Here is a 12,411-nt window from a genome sequence, read left to right as displayed (position 1 = left end):
ACCGAGAACCGCAAAACGCGAGCACCGCGGAAATTGTTGGCTGCAATGAACAACTTGTCGCTGCACAGCTTGGTCGCCCCATACAGGTTGATCGGTGCCGCTGCCTTGTCGGTAGACAGGGCGACGACCCGCTTGACCTGGGTGTCCATGCAGGCCTCGATCAGGTTCTGCGCGCCCATGATGTTGGTCTGAATGAACTCGAAGGGGTTGTATTCAGCTGCCGGTACCTGCTTGAGCGCGGCGGCATGGACGACGGTATCGATACCCTCCAGTGCGCGGCTCAGACGCTTCTGGTCACGGACATCGCCGATGAAAAAGCGCAAGGCCGGGTACTTGCTCTCTGGAAACTCCTGCGCCATCTCGTACTGCTTGAGTTCGTCGCGGCTGAAGACAACCAGGCGTTTGACCTTGGGGCAGTGATCCAGCACTGCGCGCACAAAGGCACGTCCGAATGAACCAGTGCCACCCGTGATCAGGATGGATTGGTCACAAATATCTTGGTGGGGGCTGACGCGCATGTCCATTTTTTGACACCTTTGAAGCTTTGTCGGTTCTCTCAGCACTTTGCATGCCAGCCAGCCCAGGCTTGGGGGCGGCTGGGGCTCGGCCTATACGTGTATGGCTGGTAGTCGTAGCGGTAATGCGCCAAATCCGCGTCGCCGCCAACAAGCACGAAGCCATTGGCGGTGAAGCATCGGATGCTGGCGATATTCGACGGCTTGATCCGGGCGCTCAGGTTGACCCCTTGTTCTTGCCGGAAGCGGGTCATCGCGGCGCCGAGTAAGGCGGCCGAGAGTCGCCTGCCCCGGCAGGCCGGGTTCAGGTTGATTGAAACTTCTGCGCGCCCGTTGCCAGATTCCATGTCAAAGCGACAGACGCCAACCCGCTCGACGCCGTCCAGCAGCCCGATATACAGGTGGCGGTCCAGGCTGGCGAGTAAGCCCTGGTACCAGGTCTCATGCGCGTCGCGCTCGACCCTCTCGGAGTTGACCGACATTTTTCGTGTCAACTCGTCATTGCGCCACACCCAGAGATGCGGCGAGTCCTCCGCAGTTGCACGTAGGATCTGGATGGGCGTGCCTTGGGCGGCGCCTGGGCTGAGTTGTGCTTTCATCCCTCAAGTCCTTCGACCATGCCGACAGCCAGCGGCTCACCTCGCACCAGATCGCGACTGGCGGGCTTGCCCAGGACGTCCCAAAGGCGCGCGGGGTGCAGCCCCAGCCCTGGCCGGATCGATCGCACATGGGCCTCGGTCAGGGCTTCGCCGCGGGCGGTGTCGCGAACCACATAGAGTGACCGCCGAAATTGCAGGGACCCCTGCTCGCTCTCGAGCGTTCGGAAATGTGCCTGGCCCAGCGCTTGGTAGGCGTGCCTGCAGTCCTGGACCAATTGGCTGAACTCGGCCGGCTCCATGCTGAAGCCCGCATCAGGCCCTCCATCGGCACGGGCCAGGGTGAAGTGCTTTTCGATCACGCAGGCGCCCAGGGCGATCGCCGCCACGCTGGCAGCGGTGCCGAAGGTGTGGTCTGACAGGCCCGCCGGGCAATCGAATTCGCTGGCCAGCGCAGGCACTGTACGCACATTGGCGTCTGCCACCTGGGCGGGGTAGCTCGAGACGCAATGCAGCAGCACCAGTTCACTACAGCCGTGGTTACGCGCCGTTTCCACGGCCGCCTGAATCTCGCCATGCGTGGCCATTCCGGTCGACATGATGATGGGTTTGCGTTTGGAGGCCACGTAGGCCACCAGGGGCAGGTCGATCAGTTCGAACGACGCAATCTTGTACGCCGGCGTGTCCAGGGCCTCGAGCAGGTCGACTGCGGTCGGGTCGAAGGGCGAGGAAAAGAGTGTCACCCCCAACGCCCGCGCCCGCGCGAAGAGCGGGGCATGCCACTCAAAGGGTGTGTAGGCCTGCGCGTAGAGCTGGTAGAGGCTCTGGCCGTCCCACAGCCCGCCTCGCACCTGGAACTCGGGGCGGTCGCTGTCCAGGGTGATGGTGTCGGGCGTGTAGGTCTGAAGCTTGATCGCGTCGCAGCCAGTCGCTGCAGCGGCATCGATCATCTGCAGCGCCCGGTCCAGGCTGCCATTGTGGTTGCCGGAAAGTTCGCAAATGACGTAGGGTGGATGCGCGGGACCGATGCTGCGGCCGCTGATCTGGATTTCTTGCGGGTTCATCTCAGTGTCCCTTCTCGTTCGGTCGTTGGGCTGACGGAAGCGGGCATCGGCAGCGGTGTCGCGGGTCGCCCCAATCCCATCGCAGCAAGCGTCCGCGCGGCGCCCTGTCCATCCACCGCATCGACGGCTCGCTGGCGAAGGCGTTCTAGGCCAGTCGGATCGGCCAGGAGTGTTCTGGCGAGCTCGCCCAGCTCGCTGGGCACGCCTTGGCGTGCGTCAAGTGACGGGAAGGGGCAGGCCTGCAGGGCGGCTACTTGGTTGTCAGCGACCACCAGTGCGATAGCGGCCTGCCGCAAGGCGCACAGCTCCCAGACGCTGCTGCCCGCTGCAGTAACCACCAGGTCACAGGCGGCGAGCCGCTCGGCGAGATCGGGCGGATCTGAAATCACCGTACTTTGGGTCTGCCGCATTGCGGCCTCGCGAACTTGCGAGATGTCTGCCGAGGCCGGTCCCATAAAGACTTGCAGGTCGGCGTCGGGCAGGGCGGCCCTGAGCGAAGTCAGGACCTGAAGCGCCAGGCCGGTGGCGTCACTGCCGCCGAGCATCAAACCGATCTGGCTGGGCCTGCTACGGGTCAGACCTGGCATGCGTGCAGCCTTGCGCAGCTCCATTCGGATCTGTGCGTAAGCGGGGCCCGCCAGCAAGCTGCATCGAGCAGACATCCGGTCCGCGTAGGGCAGGTGGGTGGCTTGGGGTGAGGCATTGAGGACCAGGTCGCAAGGAAAGTGCGGCAAGGCGCACAGGTCGTCGAAATACAGGACCCGGTTCCGGCGGCGTAGCGCATCGAGCAGGTCGGTGGTGGCGGCGTAGCTGTCCACTACCCACCAGGCGTCGGCTGCAGGGGCCTGCGCCAGGCACGCCTGCGCCCATTGGTCTCCCGCCTCGACCCACTGGGCGCCGATTCCCGCCAGCCGGGCGCGCACCGCCGCGCTCGCTTGCTTCAGGATGAAGCGGCTTTCAATATCGCGGGCCCGGGCCTCTTGTGCCAGGGCGAAGCAACGCATGAAGTGACCCAGGCCCCCTGCGCGGGAGGCCTCAGTCGCAAAACTCAGTAGTCGGCTTCCGGCTTCGCGAGGCCGCGTGACAGTGATCGTTGACGAATCCATGGCGGAGAAGTGAGGTGTGGCCAGCGCCCGGAACTGTCCAGTTCCCGACACCGCGGCTATCGAATGTCGGTCTTCTTGCATCTTGCGTGCCACCGGCGTCTTCAACTCTTTCTGCAGGCGCTGTAGCAAGGCCAGATACCCGTCGGTTCCGCTCCTGCCGCTGCAATTCAAGCTGGCACGCCGATTGCATGAATGACGCTGTGCCACCCGGTGGCAATGGTTTGCCGCCCTGCGGCAATGGATTCAACCGATCGTGGAGAAATTAGATGTCCCAACCCGTCACTCTCATGGAAGCCAGTCGTTACGAGCAGGTTTGTTCGGCCGATCAGGTCGCTGACCTCACTCCCGCCGAGGTCCGGGAGGCCATGGCCTTCTGGGTCGGCCGCGAACGTCTTGATATCGCCCAGGTGCTGGTCGATGCCGGCATGCTGCAGTTCCCCCAGAGCCCGGACATCCTGGCCGTCGGCGCGCTGCTGGCAGAGATTCAGCAGGACTGGGATCGTGCCCAGAACTGCCTGCAAGCCCTGATGGATTTGCAGGGGGACGCAGCTACTGCCGAAAGTCACTTGCACCTGGTGCGGGTGATGCGCTGCCGGGCCGCCTATTTTTCAGCCTGGCGGCATTCGCTTGCCGCCCTGCAGGCACACCCTGACCACGAGGGTTTGCAGCAGGAATTCGACGAACTTTCCGAGTTGTTGGCCGATGCCCCGCAGGCAGACCAACTGCAGGCAAGCACCCATTAAACAAGTGATCGGCGGCAAGCACTTGCCGCTCCGAACGTTCTGGAGAGACCATGACCGTCATCAATACCAACCTCAATTCGCTCATTACCCAGGCTGCACTGTCCAAGAACAACCGGTCCCTGGGCCAGTCGATGGAGCAGTTGGCAACCGGCAAGCGAATCAACAGCGCCGCCGATGATGCGGCCGGCCTGGCGATCAGCAACCGACAGACCTCGCAGATTCGCGGGCTGAATCAGGCGGTTCGCAATGCCAACGACGCGATCTCCATGCTCCAGACAGCGGAGGGCGCCACCAACGAAGTCACCAACATGCTCCAGCGAATGCGCGAGCTTGCGGTGCAATCGACCAACGGCACCTACGCCGCCTCAGACCGCACTGCGCTGCAGTCTGAATTCGCTGAGCTTCAGGCGGAAATCACCCGTATCTCGAACAACACCGAGTGGAACGCCTCCAAGATCGTCGACGGCACCATGACCGCAGTGACGTTCCAGGTTGGAGCCAACGCGAGCCAGGTGATCACGGTGACCTTCAAGGACATTGAGGGCATGACCGGCATGACTGCGGCGATGCTCTCTGCGGCGATCGGCACCGTGACCGAAGCCAATACGTCAATCACCTCCATAGATACCGCGATGGCGGCAATCGACAGCTTCCGAAGTGACATGGGCGCGAAGATCAATCGCTTCCAGCATGCCGGAGACAACCTGACCAATGTCTCGACCAATACCTCTGCCGCCCGCAGCCGGATTCTGGACGCGGACTACGCCAAGACCGCCAGCGAGATGGCTCGCACACAGATCATCCAGCAGGCTGCAACGGCTGTCCTCGCGCAGGCCAACACCTCGCAGCAGTCGGTGCTGAAACTCCTGCAGTAAACGCACGGCCGCCCTCGGCGGCGCTCTTGCGCATTCAGACACTCCGGGGCGCCCATGAGTCCTTGGATCAGACACGTCTTCCCTCGACTTCTCGAGCCCGCCCCTGCCGCGCGCCCCTTCCGCGCGCCCCTGGCAGGCACGCCGCGCCCTGCGCTTCGCGTGTGCGTCCCTCCACCCAAGCGGCTCCTGGCCTGAGCATCTGGCTGTCGGCGGGTCGGCAGTCCAGTCTTTCCAACGACGGTTCTCCGGCACCTTGATGAGCTCGGAATAATTACTTCTTGGATATTTAGCAGCACCAAGGAATTCAATCAGAGATGGCACGGCGGTTGCGATAGGTAACTGCGTTCAACCGATTGGAGAACTTCGCGTGCATACCGCATTCATCGCCGGCAATAACCTTGCGCCCACAGCACCTGCTGTCCGCCGCGCAGTGTTCGTTGACCCCGCCAGCCGTAATCTCCTGGCCCTGGCCCAGCGGGTCTCCGTCGCTGATGTCACCACCTTGCTGGTCGGTCCTACCGGTGCAGGCAAGGAGGTGCTGGCCCGCGTCCTCCACGAATCGTCCAACCGCCGGCATGGCCCCTTCGTCGCCATCAACTGCGCGGCGATGCCCGAGCAGTTGATCGAGAGCCAGCTCTTTGGCCATGAAAAGGGGGCCTTCACCGGCGCCCAGCGCGCGTACAAGGGTCTTTTCGAGCAGGCAGAGGGCGGCACGCTATTCCTCGACGAGATCGGCGAAATGCCGGTGCACCTGCAGGCCAAGCTGCTGCGCGTGCTGCAGGAGCGCCAGGTGGTGCGCCTGGGCAGCGAAGAGGCGGTGCCGGTCAATGTGCGCCTGGTGGCCGCCACCAACCGTGACCTGCGCCAAGCCATTGCCCAGCGCGAGTTTCGCGAAGACCTGTATTACCGCATTGCCACTTTCCGCCTTCGCCTGCTGCCGCTGGCGCAGCGCCCGGGCGACATCTTGCCGCTGTCGCTTCAGTTCCTGTCCCAGCACCCCGCGCCCGCGGGCAGCCGGGGCGGCTGGCAAGTCACGCCCGAGGCCCAGCAACTGCTGACCCAATACGGCTGGCCCGGCAATGTGCGCGAGCTGGAAAACGTGATGCGACGCGCGGTCGTGATCAGCAATGACGGGGTGATTGGCTCCGACCAGCTGATGTTTGACGACTGGCTCGACGCTGGCGAGGGAGAGGCCTGGACCGCCCCTGCCGCCGCGCCGGTGACGGCCGCACCCGCACCCGCACCGATCGCTGCGCTTGCTGCGCCCCTCGTGTCTGCTTCGCCGCTTGTCTCGGCCCCCACCTTCCCAGCTCTCGTGCCTGTTGCGCCAGTTGCGCCGGTTGCAGCCCCTGCGCCGCTCGCCTCCGCCGCGACCGACGCCTTCGTCCATTCGGCCACCACCTTCACCGCACCTGCGCCCTGGCAGGGCGAGGCAATCTGCACCACGGTGGCTGCCACGCCAGCCGCCACCCCGCAGGCCGACGGCGCTCACGCTGCACCGTCCGACCTGCACAGCGCCACCCGCCACAACGAATTGCGCATCATCTTGGCCACCCTGTCCGCCACACGCAGCCGTGCAGAGGCCGCCCTGCGCCTGGGCATCAGCCCGCGCACGCTGCGCTATAAGCTGGCCCAGATGCGTGCCCAGGGTCTGGTGACGGAAGCTGAAGGGAGCCTCGCATGATCGAGCGCGCCACCTCCGCCGCCAACATCGCCTCCATGCTGCAGACCATGCGTTCGCTGCAGGTCGAGGCCAACGGCCCTGCCGGTGGCCTGGCCCCGGTGACTGCCCCCGGCGTTCAGGCCGGCGGCACCGTCCGCCCCAACCAGGTCGGCTTTGGCCAGATGGTCAAGGGCGCACTGGGCCAGGTCAACTCCGCCCAGCTGGAGTCAACCCGCCTGCAGGCCGCCTACGAACGCGGCGAGGGCCTGCCCCTCACCGATGTGGTCCTGGGCATGCAGAAGTCGTCCCTGGCCTTCGAGGCCACGCTTCAAATTCGAAACAAGGTCCTCAAGGCGTACGAGGACATTCTCAACATGCCGGTCTGATCCGGCCCTAGAGAAGCACAGAGGCAATCACCATGGCCACAGCCACCGCCACCCTTCCCGCCGGCATCGCGCCGGCAACCGCATCTGCCTCGGCAGGTGCGGGTCTTCCTGCTACCACCTCCCAGGCCCTGGTGCTTGCGGGCGAGGCCGGCGCTGCGCCAGGCAGCGGCGCGCTCGTGCCCGCCGGTGGTGGGCTCATGGACGGCGTTCGCCGCGTCGTCCAGCAGCCGGCGGTTCGCCGTGCCTTGCCTGCCTTCGTGGTCATTTTTGCGCTGCTCGTGTTCGGCCTGTCCTACCTCTGGATCCAGTCGACCCCGCACCGTCCGGTCATGCCCGGCCTGTCCGAGTCCGACCAGCAAGCCGCCTTCGACGCCCTGCGTACTGCCGAATTCAAGCCGAAGATCGATCCGCAGTCGGGCCAGCTCACCGTGCCGGCCGACCGCTTCCACGAGGCGCGCATCTTCCTGGCCAGCCAGGGCCTGCCCAAGACCGGAGCGGTGGGACTGGAAGGCCTCAAGGACCAGTCTTCGATGACCACCAGCCAGTTCATGGAGCAGGTGCGTGTCAACGCCGCGATGGAACAGGAACTGGCCCGCAGCATCATGCAGATCGGCACCATTGCCGGCGCCCGTGTCCACCTGGCCACCCCGCGCCAGAGCGTGTTCGTGCGCGACCGAGTGCCGCCCAAGGCCTCGGTGGTGGTGACCCCGCACCCGGGGCGGACGCTCTCTCCCTCGCAGGTACAGGCCATCGTGCATCTGGTGTCGTCCAGCGTGCCCTACCTGACCCCGGACCACGTGGCCGTGGTGGACAACGTGGGCAAGCTGCTCACCGAGTCGGCCACTGAGCTCAAGCTGGGGCTGACCTCGGCCCAGACGGCGCACAAGCAGCAGCTCGAAGAGGTTTACCGCAGCCGCATCATGCAAATCCTCTCGCCCATGGTTGGCGAGGCGAATGTGCGCTCGCAGGTCCACCTGAGCCTGGACTTCACCCAGATCGAACAGACCACCGAGGACTTCGATACCCGCGAAAAGGGCCCCAAGACCCGCTCTGAGGTGGTGTCGGAGGACCGCACGCAGCGCAAGAACGCCGAGGGGGTGCCGGGCACTCTGTCGAACACCGCCCCGCCCGCACCTGTGACCACGGTGACCAGCAACGCCGCCGCTGGCGCCGCCTCCGCCTCCGCCCCCGCGGCGGCCGGTGTCGCCGGCGCTGCCGACTCGACGTCGACCAACACCACGCGGGCCACCCGCAACTACGAAATCGACCGGACCGTGCGCCATGTCACCAACGCCATGGGCGGGGTGCAGCGTATCTCGGTGGCGGTGGTGGTCAACGAGAAGCTCGCCCCGCCTCCGGCGCCCTTGGCGGGCGCCTCTGCGCCGGCCCCGGGTGCCCCGGCTGCGCCAGCCAGCCAGCCCTACACGCCCGAAGAACTCCAGCGCATGACCGAGCTGGTGCGCAGCGTGGTCGGCTTCGACCAGGCCCGCGGCGACCAGGTGTCGGTGGTGCCGGCCCGCTTTGAGAGCGAGCTGCCTATCCCCACCATTGCCTGGTACTTGCAGCCCGACGTGCACCTGGCCTTCAAGAGCGGCCTCATTGCCCTGGGTTTCCTGGCCTTCCTGGTCATCGTGATCCGGCCCATCATGCGCGCGCTGTACGACGCCAAGAAGGACGCCGAGGCCGAGGCCGAAGCCAACAAGCCCCTGGCCGATGGCGAGCTATCTGATGACGACATGCGCATGATCCAGCTCGGCGAGGGCGAGAGCCTCGAGGAGATCAAGGCCAAGCTCAAGCCCAAGCGCTCGAGCATCTCGATCGACATGCTGGACACCGCCAACACCTACGACGACAAGGTCGCCCTGATCCGGATGCTGGTGGCCGAGGACTCTGCCCGCGTGGCCAACGTCCTCAAGAACATGATCAAGGCCGCTTGAGGCGCCGCCCCCACCCAGGCAGGAGAACACCATGGCCGACAAAGACGATAAAGCCAAGGACGGCAAGACGGAGCCGACGGCGCCCACTGCCGCCGACTTCATCATGACGCCGGAGTTGCAGGAGGAACTGGACAATCTCAGCTCCACCCAGCGCGCCGCTGTGCTCATGTTGCTCCTGGGCGAGCAGCAGGCAGCGGAAATCATCCGCTTCATGAACCCCAAGGAGGTTCAGGCGCTGGGCGCCGCGATGGTCTCGGTGGCCGACCTGTCGCAGGAGGCGGTCAACATCGTGCTCGACGACTTCGTATCCACGCTGAAGAAGCAGACCAGCCTGGGCCTGGGCACCGGCGACTATGTCGAGAAGGTGATGAAGCGGGCTCTGGGCGACGACAAGGCCGCCTCGGTGCTCTCGCGCATCATGCCGGGGCAGGGCAGCAAGGGCCTGGACATTCTCAAGTGGATGGACGCCCGCTCGATTGCCGACATGATTGCCGGCGAGCACCCGCAGGTGGTGGCCATCATCTTGTCGGTGCTCGAGTACGACGTGGCGGCCGACGTGTTGTCCTACCTGCCTGGCGAGCACCGCTCCGAGATCGTGCAGCGGATCGCCAGCCTGGAGACGGTGCAGCCCTCGGCGATGGAGGAGCTCGAAGCCATCATGAAGAAGCAGTTCTCCACCAACTCCTCGGCCAAGAGCTCGAGCTTCGGTGGCATCAAGGCGGCAGCCAAGATCATGAACTTTGTGAAGGTGGAAATGGAAGGCGGGATCATGCAGGGCCTGGGCAAGCTCGACGGCGACCTGATGCTCAAGATCCAGGACAACATGTTCACCTTCGAAAACCTGCAGGCGGTAGACAGCCGCAGCATCCAGACCCTGATGCGGGCGGTGGAGTCCGAAATGCTGATGGTGGCGCTCAAGGGCGCCCCCGACATCGTCAAGGGCAAGTTCCTGGACAACATGTCCGCGCGTGCGCGCCTCATGTTCGTCGACGAAATGGAGGCCCGCGGCCCGCTGCGCATGGCCGACGTGGAAGAGGCCCAGAAGCAGGTCATTCGCATCGCGCGTCGCTTGTCCGACGCCGGCGAGATGATGCTGGCAGGACGCGGAGACGACTTTGTCTGAGGCCCGCCCTCGTCCGGGATCGGCCGGCACCGCTGCCTACACGGGCGCGGCTGGCGCCACGGGCTCAGGTGGCCTCGGTGGTCCCGCAGCCGGGCACTGGGTCCCCAGCCCCTTGCTGCTCACGCCGCGCGAGACGCCCCGTTTCCTGCGCGCCGCCTGGGACCAGAAGGCATCGCAGGCTTTTGGCCCCTGGCGGGTCGGGGAGCCGGTAGACCCGGCGCTCCCCGTCCACGAGCTCTTGCTTCCGTCGGGCCGTGCCCATGATCCCGAGGGGCATCCCGGCTCCGTATCGGCCACGCCGATCGCCCTGCGCGGCGACGGCGTGTCCAACTCGCCGGGGTTCACGGATGTTGAATCACGTGGGCTCGTCGAGGCCAGTCCCGAAGTTCTGGCCGAGGCAGAGGCCCGGGGCCATGCCCAAGGCCTGCAAGAGGGCAGGGCGCAGGCGCTGGCCGACGTCGAGGCCGAGCGCGCCCGTGAGGCCGAGTTGATTCGCCACCTGGCCATCGAGCTGCGCGCCCTGTCCGAAGACCCGGACCGCTTCTTCGAACCGCTGCGGCGTCTCGCCCTGCACATCGCCGAGCAGCTGGTGCGCGGCGAGCTTCAGGCCGCGCCGCAGGCCATCACCCAGATCGTGCGGCAATCCCTTGCCGCCCTCGACCCGGCGCCGGGCGACCCAGTGCTGGTCTGCCTGCATCCGGACGACGCCACCATGCTGCAGGAGGCCACCCCCGGCTTTCTTGCGGTCGATGGGCTCAAGGTGCAGGCCGACCCCCAACTGCATCGCGGCAGCGTCCGCTTGCGTCTGGACGACACTGTGTTGGAAGACCTGGTGGAACACCGTCTCCAGGCCCTGGTCGATCGCCTGCTGGTGCACCCGGGAGGCCGTGGTGAGGCTACGGCCGGCCCGCGCGAATCGGCGCTGCTGCGTGAGTTTGCGGCGCCGCCCATGGCGGGCGCGGCCGAGCCTCTGGCAGCCGGCCTGCGCCGCCGCGCCTCTGGCCTGGGCGAGGTGATTGACGCCACCGCCCGTCCCATGAGCGACGCGCCCAAGACCGACAGTCCCCTGCGCGCCGGTCCCGGCGAGGAGCCCTTGGCATGATCGATTTCGCTGCCGAAGTGGACCGCCTGTCGGCCAGCCTGCGCGTGGCCGAGCCCCGCAAAAGCGGCACGCTGGCTCGCCTGGTGGGCATGCGCCTGGAAGCCCGTGGCCTGATGGCACCGCTGGGCGCCTGCTGTGAGGTCGTCGACCCCTCTGGCGCGCGGATCGAGGCCGAAGTGGTCGGCTTCAACGACCAGACCCTCTACCTCATGCCTTTCACCGAGCCCCAGGGCATTGGCCCAGGCGCCAGCGTGCGGGTGATCAACCCGTCGGCCAGTGTGGGCCTGGGGCCCGAGCTGCTCGGACGGGTGATCGATGGCCGCGGCGAGCCGCTCGACGGCAAGCCCGCACCCCGCTGCGACACCCGGCTGTCCCTGCAAGGGCGGCCAGTCAATCCCATGGAGCGCGGCCCGATCACCCAGGTGCTCGATGTCGGCGTGAAGGCCATCAACGGCATGCTCACGCTCGGCTGCGGTCAGCGCATTGGCCTGATTGCGGGCTCTGGCGTGGGCAAGAGCGTGCTTCTGGGCATGCTGACCCGCTACACCCAGGCCGACGTGGTCGTGATCGGCCTGATCGGCGAGCGCGGGCGCGAGGTGCAGGCCTTTATCGAGGAGTCGCTCGGCCCCGAAGGTCTGGCCAAGTCTGTGGTGGTGGCCGCGCCGGCCAATGTCTCGCCGGTGCTGCGCCTGAAGGCCACGCTGATGACGCACACCATCGCCGAGTACTTTCGCGACCAGGGCAAGAACGTGCTGATGCTGGTCGATTCGCTCACCCGCGTGGCCCACGCCCAGCGCGAAATTGGCCTGGCGGTCGGCGAGCCGCCCACCTCCAAGGGCTACCCGCCCTCGGTGTTTGCCTTGCTACCCAATCTGATCGAGCGTGCCGGTGTTGGCCGCCACGGACTGGGCTCGATCACCGGTATTTACACCGTGCTGGCCGAGGGCGACGACGCGCACGACCCGGTGGTGGACCTGGCCCGGGCCTCACTCGACGGCCAGGTGATGCTCTCGCGCAACCTGGCCGATGCCGCGCACTACCCCGCGATCGACCTCAACGGCTCGATATCCCGGATCATGCCCAGCCTCATCGAGCCGGCCAGGCTCAAGCAGGCCAACAAGTTTCGGCGACTGTGGTCGCTGTACCAGCAAAACCGCGACCTGATTCAGGTTGGCGCCTATGTCACCGGCACCAACCCCGAGCTGGACGAGGCGATCCGCCTGAGGCCCGCCCTCGAGACCTTCCTGCGCCAGGACATGCACGAGGGGGTGGTCTACCCCGACTGCGTCTCGGCGGTGGGT

12 protein-coding genes are annotated in these 12,411 nt (G+C 66.0%); 8 read left to right on the top strand and 4 right to left on the bottom strand.

Features of this window, described 5'->3' with window-relative positions:
- The 4 genes from QE494_RS08690 to QE494_RS08675 form a co-directional block, all read right to left on the bottom strand.
- A partial coding sequence (locus QE494_RS08690; RefSeq protein WP_300042534.1) for an SDR family NAD(P)-dependent oxidoreductase occupies positions 1 to 518 on the bottom strand: 518 nt, incomplete at its 3' end.
- 38 nt (positions 519 to 556) lie between these two features.
- Positions 557 to 1,114 carry a GNAT family N-acetyltransferase gene (locus tag QE494_RS08685; RefSeq protein WP_300042533.1) on the bottom strand — a complete coding sequence of 186 codons (558 nt, stop codon included), beginning with the start codon at positions 1,112 to 1,114 and terminating at the stop codon, positions 557 to 559.
- Positions 1,111 to 2,175 carry a pseudaminic acid synthase gene (gene pseI, locus QE494_RS08680; protein WP_300042532.1) on the bottom strand — a complete coding sequence of 355 codons (1,065 nt, stop codon included), beginning with the start codon at positions 2,173 to 2,175 and terminating at the stop codon, positions 1,111 to 1,113. Before pseI ends, QE494_RS08685 begins: the two co-directional genes overlap by 4 nt.
- Positions 2,172 to 3,281, bottom strand: a complete 1,110-nt coding sequence (locus QE494_RS08675) for a PseG/SpsG family protein (protein ID WP_300042531.1) — start codon at positions 3,279 to 3,281, stop codon at positions 2,172 to 2,174. Before QE494_RS08675 ends, pseI begins: the two co-directional genes overlap by 4 nt.
- Before the next feature lie 266 nt (positions 3,282 to 3,547).
- Between QE494_RS08675 and QE494_RS08670 the strand changes: the two genes are divergently transcribed.
- From QE494_RS08670 to QE494_RS08635, 8 genes are all read left to right on the top strand, one after another.
- Complete coding sequence (locus tag QE494_RS08670; protein ID WP_300042530.1) at positions 3,548 to 4,024, top strand: hypothetical protein; 477 nt, start codon at positions 3,548 to 3,550, stop codon at positions 4,022 to 4,024.
- Positions 4,025 to 4,074: 50 nt separating this feature from the next.
- Positions 4,075 to 4,899, top strand: coding sequence for a flagellin (locus QE494_RS08665; RefSeq protein ID WP_300042529.1), 825 nt, complete (start codon positions 4,075 to 4,077; stop codon positions 4,897 to 4,899).
- Between the two features lie 367 nt (positions 4,900 to 5,266).
- Positions 5,267 to 6,583 carry a sigma 54-interacting transcriptional regulator gene (locus tag QE494_RS08660; RefSeq protein WP_300042528.1) on the top strand — a complete coding sequence of 439 codons (1,317 nt, stop codon included), beginning with the start codon at positions 5,267 to 5,269 and terminating at the stop codon, positions 6,581 to 6,583.
- Positions 6,580 to 6,948 (top strand): flagellar hook-basal body complex protein FliE, encoded by a 369-nt coding sequence (locus QE494_RS08655; protein WP_300042527.1) that lies wholly within the window; start codon positions 6,580 to 6,582, stop codon positions 6,946 to 6,948. The genes QE494_RS08660 and QE494_RS08655 overlap by 4 nt, the downstream gene beginning before the upstream one ends.
- Positions 6,949 to 6,980: 32 nt before the next feature.
- A complete protein-coding gene (gene fliF / locus QE494_RS08650; protein WP_300042526.1) occupies positions 6,981 to 8,885 on the top strand; it encodes a flagellar basal-body MS-ring/collar protein FliF in 1,905 nt (634 codons plus the stop codon).
- A 31-nt stretch (positions 8,886 to 8,916) separates the two neighbouring features.
- The gene (gene fliG, locus QE494_RS08645) at positions 8,917 to 10,008 is read left to right on the top strand and encodes a flagellar motor switch protein FliG (RefSeq protein ID WP_300042525.1); all 1,092 of its coding nucleotides are present in this window, start codon (positions 8,917 to 8,919) and stop codon (positions 10,006 to 10,008) included.
- Positions 10,001 to 11,110 (top strand): FliH/SctL family protein, encoded by a 1,110-nt coding sequence (locus QE494_RS08640; protein WP_300042524.1) that lies wholly within the window; start codon positions 10,001 to 10,003, stop codon positions 11,108 to 11,110. The genes fliG and QE494_RS08640 overlap by 8 nt, the downstream gene beginning before the upstream one ends.
- Positions 11,107 to 12,411, top strand: a 1,305-nt coding sequence (locus QE494_RS08635) for a FliI/YscN family ATPase (protein WP_300042523.1), incomplete at its 3' end; no start/stop codon positions are given. The genes QE494_RS08640 and QE494_RS08635, both read left to right, overlap by 4 nt.

This window comes from Ramlibacter sp., from assembly GCF_029866045.1.
In the GTDB taxonomy this organism is placed as follows: domain Bacteria; phylum Pseudomonadota; class Gammaproteobacteria; order Burkholderiales; family Burkholderiaceae_C; genus Ramlibacter.
The sequence above is the reverse complement of the archived record's forward strand: the minus strand, read 5'-3'. Positions and strand labels throughout refer to the sequence as shown.